The 20,530-nt window shown below is 47.5% G+C and carries 5 protein-coding genes; all 5 read right to left on the minus strand.

All coding sequences use genetic code 11. The features are described from left to right. Positions 1-13: 13 nt before the first annotated feature. The gene (locus QUA58_RS13160; RefSeq protein WP_333394405.1) at positions 14-1,564 is read right to left on the minus strand and encodes a condensation domain-containing protein; all 1,551 of its coding nucleotides are present in this window, start codon (positions 1,562-1,564) and stop codon (positions 14-16) included. After that, positions 1,551-3,239: a pyridoxal-dependent aspartate 1-decarboxylase PanP gene (gene panP / locus QUA58_RS13165; RefSeq protein WP_333394406.1), complete on the minus strand. Its 1,689-nt coding sequence runs from the start codon at positions 3,237-3,239 to the stop codon at positions 1,551-1,553. The genes QUA58_RS13160 and panP overlap by 14 nt, the downstream gene beginning before the upstream one ends. Positions 3,240-3,439: 200 nt before the next feature. Beyond that, entirely contained in the window at positions 3,440-6,757 is a 3,318-nt protein-coding gene (locus QUA58_RS13170; RefSeq protein ID WP_333394407.1) for an amino acid adenylation domain-containing protein, read from the minus strand. Between the two features lies 1 nt (position 6,758). Beyond that, positions 6,759-11,471 carry an amino acid adenylation domain-containing protein gene (locus tag QUA58_RS13175; RefSeq protein ID WP_333394408.1) on the minus strand — a complete coding sequence of 1,571 codons (4,713 nt, stop codon included), beginning with the start codon at positions 11,469-11,471 and terminating at the stop codon, positions 6,759-6,761. Positions 11,472-11,692: 221 nt separating this feature from the next. After that, a complete protein-coding gene (locus tag QUA58_RS13180; RefSeq protein ID WP_333394409.1) occupies positions 11,693-20,434 on the minus strand; it encodes an amino acid adenylation domain-containing protein in 8,742 nt (2,913 codons plus the stop codon). Between the last annotated feature and the right edge of the window lie 96 nt (positions 20,435-20,530).

The raw sequence follows: 20,530 nt of genomic DNA on the forward strand, positions 1-20,530 counted from the left end.
AGAGATTGAGCCATCATGTAAAACTGTTCATAACTTTGCGTTTAGCCATTTTTAATTTGTTAATCCCGGAACTATGAATTTGTTTTTCCTGCTCGATTTGGTGCTGCCTTTCGACTTCGGCAAGAATTTTAGCCAAGTCGTCCATCTTGATATCTGGCTGGATGACTACCTGGTTGAGGAGGGCTTGGAAACCTCTCACCATTCGGGCAATAGTCGCAGCTTCAAACAAGTCTGTTTTGTACTCAAATAAGCCTTGAATTCCTTCTGAAATCTCCCAGAGAGTGAGGCTTAAGTCGTGTCTAGACATACCGACATCGAATTCCAGAATGCTCAAGGTCAAATCGCCTAATTTCAGGGGGGGTATGGGTGCATTCTGGAGAACAAACCACACTTGAAATAGCGGGTTATAGCTGAGATTTCGCTCCGGCTGCAATTCCACGACGAGCTTTTCAAAAGGGACATCGGGGTGAGCGTAAGCTGCTAATGCTACCTCGCGTGTTCGACGAAGTAGTTCGCGGAAAGTTGGATTACCTGCTGTGTCAATTCGTAGCACTAAAGTATTAACAAAAAATCCAATTAATTCCTCTAATTCCAGGAGGTTGCGGTTGGCAATTGGAGAGCCAATGGCGAGATTTTCCTGCTTTATTTGGCAAAATAGCAAGGATTGAAATGCTGCCAGCAAAGTCATAAATAGGGTTATATCTTGTTTCTGACCGAGCGTTTTTAGCCTTTCAGTTAAAGAAGCAGAAATCACAAAAGATTGCTGCGATCCTCGGAAACTTGGCACGGGAGAGCGCTGCTTATCTGTTGACAGCACAGCTAAAGCGCCTCCCAATTGCTGTTTCCAATAAGCGAGCTGTTTTTCTAATTTCTCTCCTTGGAAATGCTGCCGCTGCCAACTGGCGAAGTCGGCATACTGTACGGGAAGTTCAGGCAACTCAGAGGGTTTGTCAGTGGAAAAAGCTTCATAAAGTGCGGCCACTTCTCGCACCAATACGCCCATAGACCAACCATCAGAAATAATGTGGTGTATCGTTAGCAGTAACACATATTCTGCCGAACCAAGTTGCAGGAGAGTGCCTCGCAGTAAGGGCGATCGCGTTAAATCAAAGGGGCGTTGGGCTTCTTCAAGAGTACGCTGCTCAATTTCAGCTTGCTGCTCAGTTTCTGGTAAATGTTGCAAGTTTACCACCGACAAAGCGAAATTTAAGGAAGAAGAAATCAGTTGGACAGGTTGCTCGTCTACTTCTGCAAAAGCAGTCCGTAAAACTTCGTGACGCCGGACAATTTCATTGAGTGTTTGTTGCAGTGCTGACAAATTCAATTGTCCTTGCAAATGCACAGCAGCAGGAAGGTTGTAGGCAGGGTTTTCGGGAGACAATCGATCGAGGAACCACAGCCGTTGTTGGGCAAAAGAAAGGGGAGCAGAATCTTGCTGCGATCGCCTGGGAATACGCTTAGATTGCTCGGCCTGTACTGCCTCTTTGCCCAATGCTTTGAGGAGGAGCGCTCGCTGCTGGGGCGAGAGGTTTTTTAGTCGTTCTGAACGATTAGTAGACATCATAATTTACCTCCTCGTAGTTGTCGCTGTTTGCGATCGTTAAGGAAAGCTTTGCTGCTATTTTGAGCTGGTCGTTTAAAACAAAGTTGATATCTGCTTCAGTGGTGAGGGGGTTGGCAAGGACGACTCGAAAAGCAACAATGGGAATGGTTTTGCCATAACAGGTGTTTTGCACGGTTGTTCGCGATACGAAGGTGTGACCGGCTCGCCGCTGGGCCTCCTGAAGGCGCTCGTTAAATTGATTGATGAAGTGGTTGTCTGCTTCTGCCAGTTGTTTTTTGGCTGCTTTCCCCCTGAATGTTTCTGGAATGTAGCGGTATAAAAGAATATTAATTTCTGGTTCTAGCAGCAATTCAAATTCTGGACTTTCCCGAATTAAATTGGCCAAGTGCTGGGTTTTATGGATGCCTGCATCTATCAAAAACTCATAGCCTTGATGGCCGATGATATTCAACGCTGCTTGCAAGAACAAACTCGCACCCGATCGAGAGCCTTCGAGAGATCGCTTGCCTAGATCGATGGACTCTTTTCGCACCGTGTAGGGCGCGTGTTTTTCAATAACTTTGGCGGTTTGGGGATTGCGGAATAAAACCATGCCGATTCCCATTGGCAAATACATTTGTTTGTGTCCATCTATGGTGACGGAATCTGCTAGTTGAATACCTGCGAATTTGTGTCGGTGACGTTCGGAAAAAAGCACGGGGCCACCCCAAGCGGCATCGACGTGAAAGTGAGCGTTTGCTTCTTGCGCGATCGCGGCTATTTCTGGAAGCGGATCGATACTTCCCGAATCGGTGCTGCCTGCAACACCGATAATTGCCAGAATGTGCAGATTGCGATCGCGACATTCGGCTACAGTTTGGCGCAGCGCTGCCAAATCCATGCGGTGATTGGAATCGGTTGGAACTTTTATGAGACTGCGATCGCCAATGCCTAATAAACCGGCAGCCTTTTCAAAAGAATAGTGCATCAAACTGGAGCCGATTATCACCATTCCCTTGTTACCGTAAAACTCTAAAGCTGCGTACAAACCTTCTTTTTCAATGCCACTAAAGTTATTTTTTGGCCCGAAAGAAGCGTTGCGAGCGCACCACATGGCTGTGATATTAGCTAGGGTGCCGCCCGTTACCATGATACCGAGCGTGCTGTCACTTTTTTGAATGTGCTGGTTATAAAAATCCTCAGAAAAATCGTAAATTAATCGGTGCATCATTGCTAAAGTCTGGCGCTCGCAGGGGCTTAAAACTTTTGCAGTTTCCATCTTGACTAAATTTTGATTCATCGCGGTTAAAAGCTTCGCGATCGGGCGCACAAAATAGGGAAGTGCGCTCGTCATGTGACCGATATATCGGGGGGAAGATGTGTGAATGGAATGGGCAACGAGGGTTTTGGCAAAATCATCGATATAATTCCCAACATCTGTAGGAAAGGCGGGAATTTTGTTTTCCCTAAACTCCTGAATAATTAACTCTAAGTCAAGATCTGTACTCGCGGTTTTTGCGTACAAAAAGTCTTGAACAATCGCAGAAATTCGCTCCTCCATTGCTTCCTCTGCCAAAAATGACTTTTCTGAGGCACTGAATAGCTCCATTAACTTTTCTTCAATTGGGGTTTTTGAGGCTGTTAATGGCTGCATTATATCTTGAGAATTTTTGGTTTTTACTGTTAGTTTGTTCATCAGATTAATCCTGTTAAATGGGCTTTTTAAATCTCCTATTCCCCACGCCTTAAGGGAAAAAGGGCTTTTTGTGCTTTTTTACCAACCCGATATTTACTCATATCATGTCCGATACATCGCCCATAATACATAGGCCGGGGCGGGTTTTTGAGATTGTTTGTTTTTGGCAAATATTATTGGTGAACCCGCCCCTACAGGAATCAGGGTAATCGACCGGACATGATATCAGTCAGCATCACAGTTTGTGCTGACTCTCCATCACTCTTTTCTAAGAGATCGAGCAATTGATCTATCTGGTTAGAATCGGCATTTGCCAGAATTTCTTCCTCGATTAGTTCAGCTAAATTCTGAATGGTGGGAGCGGCAAAAAAATCGCACAGCGCTAACTCTACCCCAAAGCACGATCGCACTCGCGATATTAACCGTGTTGCCATCAGAGAGTGGCCGCCGAGGTCAAAAAAGCTTTGGTTAGTTCCTACTTTTTCTAGCCCTAAAAGAGCAGTCCAAATCTCAGCAATTTCTTTCTCTGTGGGCGTTTGTGGCTCAGTGAAGGCTGTTTCATCAGAAACGTAATCGCACTTTTGAGATAAGGCGAGGCGGTCAATTTTTCCGTTGGGCGTTAGTGGCAACGCATCTAATAGCACAAAAGCTGAAGGCACCATGTAATCGGGCAGTTTGTGCTTTAAGAATGAACGCAGTTCGGAAATAAGTTCTGGCTGCTGATTTCTGAACTCTGAGTTAGGAACTAGGTAAGCGACTAGGCGTTGACGGCTTGGTTCATTTTCTTGAAGCAAAACAGCAGCGGTGGACACAGAAGAATGTTGAGAAAGTGCTGCCTCTATTTCTCCTAGTTCGATGCGGAAACCGCGAATTTTTACTTGGCAATCACTACGGCCCAGAAATTCTATATTACCATCCGGCAGGTAACAACCGATATCGCCTGTTTTGAACAAAACTTTTTGAGGATAATTTCCGCTAAAATTTAATTTTTCTTGCCCAAACGGATTAGAAATAAATTTCTCCGAGGTTAATTCGGGGCGGTTTAAGTAGCCTTTTGCCAATCCATCGCCCCCGACGTAAATCTCGCCGGGAATTCCTATGGGAACGGGTTGCAAATTGCGATCGAGCAGGTAAATTTGCGTGTTGGCGATCGGGCGACCAATTGGAACTTTCTCGACACAGTGAGTTGCATCGTACCACGTCACATCCGCAGCTACTTCCGAAGAGCCATAAAGATTGATTAATACCCGCTGGGGCATCTGCTCTCGAAATTGCTGGCAAAGTTCCAGCGGCAGAGTTTCTCCGCTGCAAATCCAATACTTTAATTGAGGCAAACGCCTGTCTAAATCAGGGAAGGAATCTAAGATGGCGCGCAACAAAGAAGGAACCAAAACCAGTCGCGTTACATTTTGCTTTGATAAGGTTTGAAGGAATTGGTTAATATCTTTGACGGCTCGATCGGGAATAATCACAGTTGGCAACCCATGCAGCAAAGGAGCAAAGATTTCCCAAATTGAATCGACAAAATTTAAGGAAGTTTTTTGACAGCAAATATCTTCTGCGATCAAAGGGTAGGGGTTCCAAAAACAGCGATTGACTGTGCCTCGGTGGGTGCCGAGTACGCCTTTGGGAGTGCCTGTCGAGCCGGAAGTGTAGAGGACGTAAGCGAGGTTTTCAGCTTCCACTTTAACAGCGGGGTTGCGATCGCTCTCGCGGGAAATTTCCTGCCATTCGGCGTCGATACAGACGACTTTAGCGCTGTGTTCGGGGAGGGTTTCTAGGAGGTTTTTGTGAGTCAAAAGCACCGGAACTTTTGCGTCTGCTAGCATGAAGGATCGGCGTTCTTGGGGATAAGCAGGATCGAGAGGAACGTAAGCGGCACCGGCTTTTAAAATGCCCAAAATGGCCACCAGCATTTCCAGCGATCGCTCTAAGCAAATTCCCACCAAAACTTCTGGTTTGACACCGAGAGTTTGCAGGTAATGCGCGAGTTGATTGGCTTTGGCATTCAATTCGCGGTAAGTCAATTGTTCATTTTCGCAAATTGCAGCCACTGCATCTGGGGTTCGCTCTGTTTGTGTTGCAAATAATTCGTGAATTGAGGAATTTTTGGGGTAATCCGCTTGGGTGTCGTTCCACTGGACAAGTAATTGTTGTTGTTCAGCGGCGCTCAATAAGGATAAATTGGAGAGTTTTTGGTGAGGATTGGCAGCCATTCCTTCCAGTAAAGTTTGCAGGTGTTTGAGCATCCGCGCGTGAAGCGAAGCTATCCCGAAGGGAATCGCAGTGTCCTCAAAGTAGCTACGATCGAAAATGATTTTCAGCGTCAATTCCGCACCGGGCATCACCATCACCGTTAGAGGATAATTCGTTGTTTCCAAGGAGCGAATATTCTCTACTTTTAAGTTGTGAATCTTCTCCTGCAAAGAAGCATCCGAGGGATAATTCTCAAAAACGACGAAACTCTCAAATAAAGGTAAACTCCGAGGAACTTCGCTCCACCCCTGCACCTCAACGAGGGGGCTGTACTCATACTGCCGCGCCTCAACTTGTTGCGCTTGGAGTTCTTTCAACCAGGATAAAATAACATCCTGTGGGTTGATTTTTACGCGCACTGGCAGAGGATTTACGAACAGTCCCACTACCGATTCAGCACCGATTAAATCTGGCGGTCGCCCGGAGACAACCGTACCAAAAACCACATCTTCCTCGCCACTGTATCGGCTCAAAAGTAGCGCCCAAGCTGCCTGTACGAGGGTATTTAATGTTAGCTGATGCTGCCGCGCGGCAGATTGCAGTGTGGCCGTGGCTGTTGCAGAAAATATCACCTGCTGTTCGCCACTACTTTCTAAACGGTTTCCCGCGACAATATTGCATCGGGCGATCGCAGTTGGATCTGCAAAACCTTTGAGAGTTTGCCGCCAAAATGACTCAGCCGCAGATAAATCTTGCTGGTGCAGCCACGCGATGTAATCCCGATAAGGGCGAGGGCGTTTGAGGTGCAATTCCTCGCCCTGGGAGAAGGCTTGATAAAATGCAAAAACTTCCTCAAGCACGATCGCCAGCGACCACCCATCTAAAACCAAGTGGTGGTGGCTCAAAATAAACTGAAAAGTATCTGCTTCTAACTGCGCCAGTGTAATGCGAATCAAGGGAGCTGATTTCAAGTCAAAGCCCCGATCTCGATCGGCTTTGAGGAATGTTTCTAACTGCTGTTGTTGTTCTGACGCAGAGAGCGATCGCCAGTTTATTTCCTGCCAAGATAATGCAGCCTGCTTACGCACCGCTTGCACGGGTTCTTTCAAATTTTCCCACACGAAACAAGTCCGCAAAATGGGATGTCGCTCTACAACTTTTTGCCAACTATTTCTAAATGCAGAAACATTGAGATCGCCGCGCAAGACGCATAGCAGTTGCCCGAAATATACGCCCGATTCTGGCTGGTAAAGGGAATGAAAGAGAATGCCCTGCTGCGCTGGGGAGAGGGGATAAAAATCTTCGATATTGCCTTTGATCATATTAAAGCTCTCCCAAAATTGCGGTAATGTTATCTAAATCGTCCTGGCTCCACTGGCTCCACTTAAACTCTGCAAAGTCAGAAAAAGTGCAGCCACCAGCGTCGGGTGACAGACAGTATTGAATTAGCGATCGCAGCGATTCTATAAAGCCCGTTGCTAAATTTTCAATGCTTTCTCGTCGGTGAATACTTTCGCTGTACGTCCAATCTAATTGCAGCTTGCCGCTGGCAATAAATCCGTTAATTTCCAGTAGGTAACGCCGATTTCCGCGCGGGCTGCGAAGGGGGCCACTCGGCTCGGAAGACAGCATTAATAAAGAAGATTTTGGCAGCACTTGGTCAAACTGTCCGAGATAATTAAAGCTTACCTCACTTAGCGGGAAATTAGAGATTTTTTTAGCCGTTTCTTCGTTTAAATATCGCAGGACACCAAAGCCGATGCCGCGATTTGGTACTGCACGTAACTGCTCTTTCACTAATTTGAGGGCAGAGCCTAGATCGGAATGTTTTTCTGAATTTAACAGGACAGGAAAAACTGCTGTAAACCAGCCGATTGTGCGCGACAAATCTACTCCCTCAAATATATCTTCGCGTCCGTGACCTTCTAAGTCAAGTAAAAGTGAGTTATTGCCAGTCCAGCGTGCAAATGCTTGACCTAAAGCAGTTAGCAATACATCGTTAATTTGAGTGCGGTAAACGGCAGGTACTTCTTGTAAGAGCAGTTTTGTTTCTTCAACACTCAAAGCAACGGATACTGTTTTTTCAGATGCAACTAAATTAGCTGCTGTGGGGAAATCTATTGGCAAGCTAGAAGTTGGTTGATGAGAAAGGGCGAACCAGTAATCGAACTCTCCCTGCAATTCTGGCGATCGCGCCCACTCCTGCAAGCGTTCTGCCCACTGCTTAAATGAGGTTGTTTTGGGCGGGAGCGCGACTGTTTCACCGCGGCTAATCTGCCCATAAGCTGTCTGGAAATCCTCAATTAAAATTCGCCAAGAAACAGCATCAACCGCTAAGTGATGAATGGCCAATAACAAGCGATTTGGCTGATGTTGACCCAAGTCAAATAGGGCAGCGCGAAGTAATGGCCCCTCGGATAAATTTAAACTAATTTGCAACTGATTGGCGGCGGTTTGGAAAGCGGCTTCTCGCTTTTCTGAAGGTAGCGATGACAAATCAATGCAGGTAAAGGTCGCAACCTCGTCGGGATTGGCGAGATCCTGCTGCCAGCCAGATTCTCCTCGCACAAAACGCAGGCGCAGCGCGTCGTGGTGCTTCAGCAATTCCTGCAAAACTGACTCAATTAATGCAGGTTCGAGAGGTTGCTGCAACTCTAAAAGCACCGCCTGATTCCAGTGGTGCGGATCGGAGAGATTTTGCTCGAAAAACCATTGCTGAATCGGTGTCAGCGGAACTTCGCCAATGATTAATTCTTGTTCAGTTAAGTTTAATTTGTCTGTATTGACTACGGTGGCTAATTGGGCAATAGTTTGGTATTGAAATAGTTTTTTTGGTGTGAGTCGCAACCCAGCTTGATTGGCTTTAGAAATGACTTGAATGCTGAGGATAGAATCGCCGCCCAATTCAAAGAAATTGTCGTCAATTCCAACTTGTTCTAACCCCAATACTTGCGCCCAAATTTCTGCCAGGATTTTCTCAATAGCCGTGGTGGGCGCGGCGAATGCCTCTTCGAGTTCTGGGCGATCGCGCTCCGGTGCAGGCAGGGCTTTGCGATCGACTTTACCGTTGTTTGTTAAAGGCAGCGCCTCCAGTGTCACAAAAGCAGCAGGTATCATGTATTCAGGCAATTTTTCTTTCAGAAAGCAGCGCAGTTCGTGAATCAGTATTGAATGCTTATTTTGTGCTGCTGAGTTAGCAATGATATAAGCTATTAATCGCTTATCGCCCGGTACATCTTCTCGCACTATAACTACAGCCTGGGACACATCGGAATGCTGTCCTAGTGCTGCTTCAATTTCTCCTAATTCGATGCGGAAACCACGCACTTTTACTTGGTGATCAATTCGTCCCAAGTATTGAATATCGCCATTCGGTAGGTAGCGAGCTAAGTCTCCCGATTTGTACAACTGCGCTTTCAAACTGTCATTAAAGGGATTGGAAATAAACCGCTGGGCCGTTAATTCTGGCTGATTGAGATAGCCCCGCGCGACGCCAGCGCCACCAACGTAAATTTCCCCAGGAATGCCGATCGGAACGGGTTGACAGTTGCGATCGAGCAGGTAAACTTGCAAGTCAGGAATTGGACGGCCAATAAGGCTGGCATTTTTACTTAAATCAGCGACAGTCAGCGGCTGATAGGTAACGTGGACTGTGGTTTCTGTAATGCCATACATATTGACAAGTTGGGGATGCCGATCGCCGTGCCGATCGAACCAAGGTTTTAAGCTTTGCAAGTCTAAAGCTTCCCCGCCAAAAATTACTAAGCGCAGGCTTAAATCTTCGCCAATTCCAACAGATTCTTCTGTTTTTATCAACTGGTAAAATGCAGAAGGAGTTTGGTTGAGAACTGTTACCTTTTCTTTGCATAGCAAGTTGTAAAATTCTTGGGGCGATCGGCTGACTGAATAAGGCACGATCGCGAGTCGCCCGCCGTATAGCAAAGCGCCCCAAATTTCCCAGATTGAGAAATCAAAGGCATAAGAGTGAAACAGCGTCCACACATCTTGCTCGTTGAAGTTGTACCACGACTGGGTAGCAGCAAACAGGCGGAGGACGTTTGAGTGAGAAACTAAAACGCCTTTGGGGATGCCAGTTGAGCCAGAAGTGTAGATAATATAGGCGAGATTTTCGGCAGTGGTGGCGCTGGCGGGATTTTCTTTGCTGTGTTGGGAGAAAGCACTTTGATCGGCATCGAGACAAACGATTTTGGCGCTGGATTTAGGCAGATTTGGCAACAACTTTTTCTCACTCAGCAGCACATTTACCTGTGCGTCTTCGAGTATAAAAGCAAGGCGATCGCGCGGGTAGGCTGGATCGATCGGAACATAAGCGCCCCCAGCTTTGAGAATACCGAGAATACCGACGATTGTATCGATCGCTCGCTCGACGCAAATTCCCACCAAAACTTCTGGTTTAACGCCGAGATGCTGCAGGTAATGTGCGAGTTGGTTGGCTCGTTCATTCAGCTCGCGGTAGGTGAGTTTTTGGTCTTCAAATACGACTGCAATGGCATCGGGAGTTCGATCGACCTGCGCTGCAAATAATTGATGAATGCAGCGATCGCTCGAATAATCGGCGCGGGTGTCATTCCACTCTACCAACAACTGATGCCGCTCTTTTTCCCCCAGCAACGGCAACTCTTCAATCCGCCGATCGGGGTTGGCAGCTATGCCCTCCAGCAAGGTGAGAAAATGCCCCGCCATCCGATTGATTGTGGCTGCATCAAATAAATCTGTGCTGTATTCAAACTGACCGCTAATTTCTTCCTGCTGTTCTTCTAAATGCAGGGTTAAATCAACTTTTGCTGTCTGATTTTCAATATCTAAAAGAGTGAGATTGAGTCCGGCAATTGATTCAGCAGCAACGGGCGCACTTTGCAAAACAAAAGCTACTTGAAACAGCGGATTGTAGCTCAAATTTCGCTCTGGTTGCAACTCTTCAACCAATTTCTCAAACGGCAAATCCTGGTGAGCGTAAGCTTCCAAACTCACATCCCGAATGCGATCGAGCAACTGCCGAAAAGTGCGATCGCCTGACAAATCAGTTCGCAATACCAAAGTATTGACAAAAAACCCGATTAGCCCTTGAATTTCCGCTCTGTTGCGGTTGGCGATGGGAGAACCAACGGGGATATCTGCCTGTCCTGTATAGCGATAGAGCAACGTTTTAAAGGCTGCTAACAGGGTCATAAACAGGGTGGCATTTTCCTGGCGGCTGAGCTTTTTGAGGGCTGCCGTTAGCGTTTTCGGGATGAGCAATGATTCTTTCGCGCCCCGATAGGTTTGCACGGGGGGACGGGGGCGATCGGCTGGCAATTCCAGCAAGGGGGGAGCGCCACTGAGCTGCTTTTTCCAGTAGTTAAGTTGAGTTTGCAAGCGTGAAGCGAAGCTATCCCCCACGGAATCGCCCGCCAGCCATTCCCGCTGCCAAATAGCAAAATCGGCGTACTGGATGGGAAGTTCGGGAAGTGGGGATGGTTTGCCAATCGAAAACGCTTCATAAAGTGCTGCTAATTCTTGCAGAAAGACTCCGATTGACCAGCCATCAAAAATAATGTGGTGCAGCGTCAGCAGCAAGACATATTCCTCAGCATCTAACTGTAGCAAATTAGCTCGCAACAGCGGCCCTTTGGTGAGGTCAAAAGGTTTGCTAGCTTCTGCTGCTGCCAGTTTTTTGACTTCCGCTTCTCGTTGAATTTCGGACAATTTTTGCAAGTCTAAAAGTTGCAGTCCGAAATTAAAATTTTCACCAACCACCTGCACAGGTTGACCGTCTACAGTGGCAAATGTCGTTCGCAAAGCTTCGTGACGGCGCACAATTTCCTTGAAACTTCGTTCTAGCACTACTACATTTAGCTTGCCTTTCAGTAAGACAGCCGCCGGAAGATTGTAAAAAGGATTTCCCGGTTCTAATTGATCGATAAACCACAGTCTTTGCTGGGCAAAAGAGGTGGGAAATGCAAATACTTCTTCTTCGGAAGTATTCGCAGAGTCGCGAGTATCTGTTGGAGGTTTTTCGGAAAAATGCACCGTCATGGGATTAGTAGCTGGTAATTGGTAATTGGGATTGCAGCAGATATTTGGGGATTGGTTATGAGCACCGGAATAATATAGAGGACACGGCAGTGCCGTTTCCCTACCGCGATTAATTGTAGGGACACGGCACTGCCGTGTCCTGGCTGTGGGTAATATTAATTCCGATGCTACCGGATTTGATATTATTGGCTGCTAACTCATGACTCATCACTGAATTGTGGTTAGCGCAAAGATGACAGTGACCTGCGGTACGCCGATCGCGAAACGGGAACGATCGCGGGTTCTTCAACGACCGCATTTTGGTTTTTGGCTTCAGCAATCTTTTCTGCAAGTACGGCGAGCGATCGCCCTGCAAAAATATCGCACAAAGGCAACTCTATCTGACAAGATTCTCGTATCTTTGCTGCTAATTGAATTGCCAGCAGCGAATTTCCTCCTAGTTCAAAAAAGTTATCGGTAATACTTAACTGCTCAATGCCGAGAACCTCACAGCAAATTCTCGCTAACATTGCCTCAATAGGGGTGCGCGGTGCGACAAAAATCTTTGCTTCGGGAATTGCAGCATCCGGTTCTGGCAGAGCCTTGCGGTTGACTTTGCCGTTCGCCGAAAGCGGCAGCGCCTCCAGAATTATCAATGCAGACGGCACCATATAATCGGGCAGTTTTTCTCTCAGGAATTGGCGCAATTCTTCAGTCGCAAGGACAGCATTTTGTTGGGGAACAATATACCCTACTAAGCGCTTTTGACTGTGATTTTCTCCGAATGCGGTGACAATGGATGCTTTGACTGCTGGGTGCTCGTTCAAAGCAGCTTCAATTTCTCCGGCTTCGATGCGGAATCCTCGAATTTTCAGGCGGAAATCTTCTCGTCCTAAAAATTCGATATTGCCGTCAGGGAGGAAGCGCCCTAAATCTCCCGTTCGGTACAAGCGATCGCCCGTGACGGGGTGCGTGAGGCAACTGGCGCGAGTTTTTTCTTCATTCCGCCAGTATCCTTTTGTCAGCCCAACTCCCGCACAGCACATCTCGCCGGCAACCCAGACGGGACAGTCTTCTAGCCTTTCATTCAAAATGTAATAGCGTGTATTGGCGATCGGCGATCCGTAGGGAATGCTTTTCCAAGAAGAATCAACAGTTTCTACCGGATACCAAATATTCCAAAGGGTAGTTTCGGTTGGCCCGCCGACACTGACAACGCGACATTCACGGACGATCGCCCTTAACCTCTGGGGCAGGGTTATCGGTATCCAGTCTCCGCCGAGAAACGCCCAGCGCCAGCACTCAGGCAACACCTCAGAACGTCCAGCAGCGTAATCGAGCAGCATTTCCATCATCGGCGGAACCGAGTTCCAAATGGTGACGCGCTCTTTTACCATCAATTGGGCCCAGTGAGCGGGGTCTAGCCGTTGTGTGGCATCGGGAATGACGATCGCACCCCCGGCTGCTAGGATGCCGAAAATATCGTAAACGGACATATCGTGGTGCAGTGCGGTGACTGCGATCGCGCGATCGCACTCGACCACATTAAATACTTGGTTCGTTTGAGCGATCGCATTGACTACACCTCGGTGGGCGATCGCCACGCCTTTCGGCAAGCCAGTTGAGCCGGAAGTATAAATCACATAAGCTAAATCTTCCGCCTCCTGCACTGATTCCAAAGCTTCGCCGCTTTCTGTTGCTAATTCCTCAGTATCGAGACAAATTCGCCGCACATTTTTCGGCCATTCCAAGCGTTGATTTAACTGAGATTGTGTCAAAACAATCTCAACTTCACCATTGTCCAGCACATACCAAAGCCGCTCTTTTGGTAGCGCCGCATCTACGGGTAAATAAGCAGCTCCAGAGGCTAGAATTCCCAAGACAGCGACGACTTGCTCCCATCCTTTATCCATGACGACGGCAACCAATTGATTAGGGCGAACTCCGAGATTTCGCAAGCGATGAGCGACTTGATTCGATCGCCGATAGAGTTCCTCGTAGGTGAGGGTACGATCGCGCGTAATGACAGCGGGTTCGTGCGATCGCGACGCGACTTTCTCAGCAAACAATTCGTGCAGCAATCCATCGGGAATAGGTGCATCAATACCGTTAGTAAAAGCTTGCTGAAACTGCACCGTTTTCTGCCAAGTTTCCTCTTCATTCGCGAGGCTTTGCAATAGGCGACAGTAGGCATCAAACATCTCATCGATCAGTCTTGGCGGGAAGAGTTCTTCCACCGCATCCCAGCTAAAAGACAGCCCCTGGGCAGTTTCGGTAAATTGCGCGTCGATCCAAACTTGCGGAGTTTGACCGATAATGTGCACCAATTCTCCCAATTCTTGAATGAGAGAGAAGATAGAAGTATCTTCCCCTGGCGCGTTTTGCGGATCGATCGTAAACACGACCGGCATCAACGCTGCCGTTGTACCTTGCGCTTGGGCGAGTTCTCGCAAAACGCGCACACCGCTAACATATTGGTGTTCTAAATCTTGCCAAAGCTGTTCTTGCAGTCGCTTGGCTCGTACTTCAAAACTTTCTTGCTTGGAGTTATCTATTTCTAGCAAAGTAAATGAGGCAAATTCTCCAATAATCTCCTCAACTTGAGAATGCAGGGGAAGGCGATTAAAGCGCGGCACGTTGAGGGTAAACCGAGGTGTTTTGCTCCACAGGGAAAGCACCTCCGCATAGGCGGCGAGCAATAAACCCGTAGGAGTGAGGCTGGCGCGAGCTATGCGCGTTTTGAGTCGCTGCCAAGTTGAGAAATCTAAGCGATCGCTCCAGCGTTTAAATCGCGGCTGTGTTAAGGAATTCGGGTGTTTAGCGAGGGGCAATTCCGGCGCTGGTGGCAGGGTTTTGAGGCGATGGAGCCAGTAATCTAAGGATTGCTGGTAAAGTGGGGATTTTTCTAAGGCGATCGTGGTTAACACGCAGTCGCGGAAAGACAGTTGCAAGGGCGCGATCGCAGTATGGGGATTTCGGTAAAACTTGACCAAATCTCCAAACAAAATTTGAAAACTCCAGCCGTCTATGCACAAGGCGTCAATGCTGATGTGGAGGCGGATGCGGCGTTTATTAATTTTGGAAGCGCAAATCTCGAATAGCGGCCAGCGATCGAGCGGTAGCACTTGGTGGGAAAGGCGATCGCGGATTGCTTCGAGTTGTTCGCCGGCAACTTTTGGAGCGATCGATCGCAAATCCAAAACCTCAATTTTATAAGCGGATACCTTTTCCAGAATTTGCTGCTGTCCATTCGGAAGGACGATCGCCCGCAGCATATCGTGACGCTCTACAACTCGCTCCCACGCGAGGCTAAACCGCTCTAAATCTAACTCGTCGCTCTCAATTTCTACATAACCGTGAATCGCAACATTGCCCATTTCAAAGAAGCTATTTCTCCCGATCCAGTACGCCTGCTGCATTTCGTTGAGCGGAAAGGGTTGGTAGCGATTTTGAGCATCGGGGGCGATCGTGGGCAGTGAAATCAGGGGTTCGGGCGACTGCTGGCTCTGAGCTTGTGCGATCGCAACTGCCAAACTGGCGACAGTGGGGGATTGAAACAGACAGCGCAACGATAGCTCAACTTGAAAGCGATCGCGCACCTTGGCAATTAGTTGAGTTGCTAACAAAGAGTGACCTCCCAACTCAAAGAAATTGTCATTGATTCCCACCTGTTTTAAACCCAGAACCTCCGCCCAAATATCAGCTAATACTTGTTCTTCTAAAGTCTGAGGAGCGATAAAATCCGCATCTGAACTGTTCGTTTCCGGTGCGGGAAGTGCCTTAAAATCTACCTTGCCGTTTGGTGTCAGTGGCATCGCTTCTAAAAACATGAAACTGGCAGGAACCATATAATCTGGCAGTTGTTCCCGGAGAAAAGAGCGCAGATTTTTAATCAGTGCAGAGTGCGTAGGGGCGGTGCCTCCGTGCCCGCCCGCGACTGCTGAGTTTAAGACGAGGTAGGCGATTAAACGCTTTCCGCCTAAATCTTCCTCACGCGCGAGAATTACTGCTTCTTGCACGTCTGGATGTTGGCTGAGTGCTGATTCGATTTCTCCTAACTCTATGCGGAAACCGCGAATTTTCACTTGGCGATCGGTGCGATCGAGAAATACTAAATTCCCATCGGGGAGATAGCGGACTAAATCGCCTGTTTTGTAAAGGCGATCGCCTTGCACTTTGCTAAAAATATCGGGAATAAATTTTTCTCGATTCAACTCTGAACGGTTGATATATCCTCTCGCAACCCCTGCACCCCCGATATAAAGTTCGCCGGGAACTCCGATCGGAACAGGTTGCAAATTAGCATCGAGTACATAGGTGCGGGCATTTGGAATTGGACGACCAATCGGCAGAGATTTTGCAGTAGAAATATTTGCCGATAACTGGCACCACGTCGCGGAAATCGTTGTTTCTGTGGGGCCATAAGCATTAACAAGCCGCACTTTTTCTGATACGCACTTTTGCCACCGATCTAGCGACGCTGGAAGCGCTGCTTCTCCACCAATAATTGTCAAGCGCACTGACGGGGGAAATTCTTGGGTTTTGGTACTGAGCATGGCTGTGAATTCGTGCCAGTAAGCTGTCGGCAAATTCAGGACGGTGATTTCCCACTCCCGGCACTTTTGTAGGAAGGAAGAAATACTGTCTGACATGGAATTTTCGCGCAGTACCAGAGTTGCGCCTCGCGTTAAACAGGGATAAATTTCTTCAGCACTGACATCGAAGCTGAGGGAAGCAAATTGAAGAATGCGATCGTTCGCTTCAATGCCATATTCGACACTTGCAGCCTGGGTATAATTCGCCAAAGAGTGATGCTGCACCATAACCCCTTTTGGCTTGCCAGTAGACCCGGATGTATAGATGATATAAGCGAGGTTTTCTGGCCCAACGGCGCTATCAGGATTTGACTGATGTTGTTGAGAAATTCTCTCCCATTCTGCATCCAAGCAAATCACAGTAATCTTCTGCGCTGGTAAGTTTGCTGCTAATTGCGTTTGCGTTAGCAGTACCTGAACTCCCGCGTCTTCTAACATGAAATTAAGACGTTCTTTGGAATAATTCGGATCGAGAGGTAAATAAGCGCCACCTGCTTTTAATACGCCTAAAATTGCGACGATCGCATCGAGCGATCGATCCATATAAACGCCGACAATCGCATCTGGTTTTACGCCTAAAGAGAGCAAGTAATGGGCAAGTTGATTCGCGCGATTATTGAGTTCTCTGTATGTAAAACTTTGACATTCAAATTGCACCGCAACAGCATCAGGGTTTTTCGCAGCCTGCACTTCAAACAAACGGTGAACGCACCCATTTTGGGAGTAATTTATCCCAGTATTATTCCACTCAAATAGAATTTGCTGGCGTTCTGTTTCTGCAAGCATGGGCAAATCTGACAGTCGTGCGGAAGAATTGGCAACGATACTTTCTAATAAGTTCTGAAAGTGTCCTGCCATTCGCGCAATAGTGGTCGGTAAAAATAAGTCTACGCTGTATTCAAACCACCCTCTAATACCTGTTGCTGTGGCTTCTAATTCCAGCGTTAAATCGAAATTGGCTGTGCCGCTGTGAATCTGTTGGCAGTTCAGGCTTAAACCCGGCAATTCTAAGGCGAATTCAGAGGCATTTTGAAAGGCAAACATCACCTGGAATAAAGGCGAGTGACTTAAATCTCGATTCGGCTGCAATTCTTCTACCAACTTCTCAAACGGTACATCTTGATGCGCGTAAGCGCCTAATGCAACCTCTCGCACTCGACTCAGCAACTCTCGAAAAGTGGGATTTCCATTTAAGTCAGTCCGCAGGACTAAAGTATTGACAAAAAATCCAATCAATGATTCGATTTCGCTGCTATTGCGGCTGGCAATTGGTGAACCAACAAGGATATCCTCTTGCCCTGTGTAGCGGTAAAGCAGTGTTTTGAATGCTGCCAGCAATGTCATAAATACAGTAGTTTTTTCGCGGCGACTCAATTGCCTAATTGCCTCGGTTAACTGCTCTGGCAATTCAAATAATTGCCGACCTCCCTTGTAACTTTGAACAGCGGGACGAGAAAAGTCTGTTGGTAAATTTAGAACTGCTGTGCTGCCACTTAACTGCTGCTTCCAGTAAGTAAGTTGAGTTTCTAATATTTCTCCCTGCATTTGTTGGCGCTGCCAAGTTGCAAAGTCTGCATACTGAATTGGCAGCGGTGGAATCGCGGCTAAATTTTTATTAGATAATCCTTCATAAAATGCAGCTATTTCCCGTAAAAATACGCCTAAAGACCACCCATCAAAAATGATATGGTGGGCGGACAAGAGCAGGGTATGTTCCATTTCAGATAGGCGCAGAAGTTTGGCGCGGAGCAGATTTGGCTGAGTCAAATCAAAGGGCGATTGTGCTTCTTGCAACGACAGTTCTTGCGCTGCTCTTTCGCCTTTCTCCGGGGAGCGATCGCTCAAATCTATCAGCGGTAATGGGAAACTTTTGGCGTCAAAAATAACTTGTACTTGGGCTTTTTCTCCACCAGCAAAAGTAGTTCTTAAAATCTCGTGTCGCTCGATAATTTTCTCAATACTTTGTCTGAGCGTTTCTGCATTGAGTTGTCCTGTAATCCGAACTGCACCGCAGAGGTTATAGAAGGGGTTTCCTGGTTCCAATTGGTCGAAGAACCACAAGCGCTCTTGGGCAAAAGACAGGGGAAGATGGCGTGAGCGAGAAACTGGCTTAATGACGACTGCCTTGGTATTTCCTGTTAGCTGCTCTCGAATTTTCACTGCTAGTTGAGCAATGCTCCTATCCTCAAACAAATCGGCAACCGATACAGTAACGCCCAAGTCACTCTCAATTTGATTTTTTAACTCAAAAATTCTTAAAGAATCTAGTCCAAAGCTACTGAGTGGTCGATCGATAATATTTTGTGTTTTCCCGCTGGCACTGAAGTGGGTTGAAGATTCCTCTTCAGTAGGCTTTAGCTCACATCTTGCACCATTCTCAATTACTTTTTTAGGAACAGGCAAGATGCCTGTTCCACAAGAAAACTCATTCTTTGTGGAACGGGCATCTTGCCCGTTCTTGACAATGGTGCAAGATATCAGTTTTAGCCGACTTTGGCTATTAGCCGGGGAATTCATTCCCCGGCGGTTTACCTGCTGCCAAAGATAAGCCTCAAGCAGCGATTGCTGTTGTTCTGACTCGGCTGTCAGCAGATTTTCTCGCGTGAGCCGATTCTCTATTTCAACAAAATCAGATATCTCTAAAATGCTACTCGCGACAACTTCCAATTTGTTAGCTAGAAAGTCTGCATAGGCGGCGCGACGTTGAATTTTACCGCTGGTAGTTTTTGGAATGCTTCCGGGCTTGATCAGCACTACTCCATAGGCTTGTACTTCATATTCGATCGCAATGCTGGAGCGGATGGCGCTGATAATTTCCTCGCTATTGGTCGGTGTTTTGCGAGATTCTATTTCTTGGACAATAACGAGTTGTTCAATGCCGGCAATTTTTACGGAAAATGCTGCGATCGCCCCTAGCCGCAAACTGGGATGGCTCCGTTCTGCTGTTCTTTCTATATCTTGGGGATAAAGATTGCGACCTCGGATGATAATCAAATCTTTGAGTCGCCCTGTAATAAACAGTTCTCCGTCGCGCAAAAAGCCTAAATCTCCGGTTCGCAAAAATGGCCCTTCGCGGGTATCTGAAAGATATGCTTGAAAGGTTTTTTCTGTCTCTTCTGGGCGATTCCAATAGCCTCGCGCAACTGTTTCGCCAGCTACCCAAATTTCTCCGACTTCCTGCGGCTGGCATTGCGTCAGAGATTCGGGATTGACGATCGCAACTTTAGTCCCAAATTCCGGGAAACCGCAGCCGACTAAAGTTCTCGCGCCCCCTTCGCCTGTTGATGCTTCTACAATATGATTATTTTCCAGCGCCCCAGCATCAACAGCTAAGAAAGTCGGTGTTGTCCCGCTGCGAACCGTGGCAATTTTTAGCGTGGTTTCTGCCATTCCGTAAGCAGGACAAAACGCATCGGCGTGAAAACCGCAGGGTTCAAAAGCTTTGGTAAATCGCTCTAGGGTTTCTTTGTGGATGGGTTCTGCGCCGTTATAGGCGACGCGCCAACTACTCAAATCGAGCGTTTTTTGGCGATCCAAGATTTTGCTGATTTTGCTAGCGCACAAGTCGTAAGCAAAATTTGGCCCGCCGCTGTGGGTAGCTTTGTAGCGCGAAATCGCTTCCAACCAGCACATCGGGTTCTGAATAAACGCGGCTGGCGGCATGAAGTAAGAGGGAATTCCCAGATACAAAGGTTTGAGCAATCCGTCAATTAACCCCATGTCGTGAAAGGGGGGAAGCCACGTTACCGCAACGCTTTCGGCATCGTGGTCAAAGCCTCGATGAATGTATTCGATGTTGTACAAAACGTTTGCGTGGCTCACCATTACGCCTTTGGGGGTGGAGGTTGAGCCGGAAGTGTACTGAAGATAAGCCACGGAGTCGGGATGGATGGGTGGCTGCTGCCATTTTTCGCCGTCATCGCAAAGCACCTCTGCACTCAGCCAGTGTATCGCTTTAAGTTCCGGGGCTTGCTCGCACAGTTGCTCTAAATTTTCCAGGTGTCGTGTGGGAGCGATCGCAACTGTTGCTCCTGCGTCTTTGACGATCGCACTAATTTTCCCTAAATTCCGCTTCAGCTTCGGCGGATAGAGGGGAACGGCGATCACTTTGGCGTACAAACATCCAAAAAAGGCGGCGAGATAGTCCAATCCTGGTGGGAAAAGCAGTAAGGCTCGTTCGCCAGTCAGCCCCAATGTCTGAAGTCGCACGGCCTGCGATCGGGCGATCGCGTCTAACTCTCGATAAGTCAAACTGGCGGTTTCAGTTTTTCCGTCTAACAGAAATGTATATTTCTGCTCTGGTTGGTGTAACGCTCTGTTTTGTAGGAGTTCTACTAAATTGGTACAACTTTCGGTGAGTTGGTTTCCCTTAATGCTTGCGTCACTCATCGATTCTTTTCACCTAATAAATCTTGTTTGCAGTACGCCAACCAGTTCCGCCAAATTCTTGCCACATAGACTTTCTGTGAACAGTTGTCAGGCGTT

This window comes from Microcoleus sp. N9_A1 (assembly GCF_036701795.1).
In the GTDB taxonomy this organism is placed as follows: domain Bacteria; phylum Cyanobacteriota; class Cyanobacteriia; order Cyanobacteriales; family Microcoleaceae; genus Microcoleus.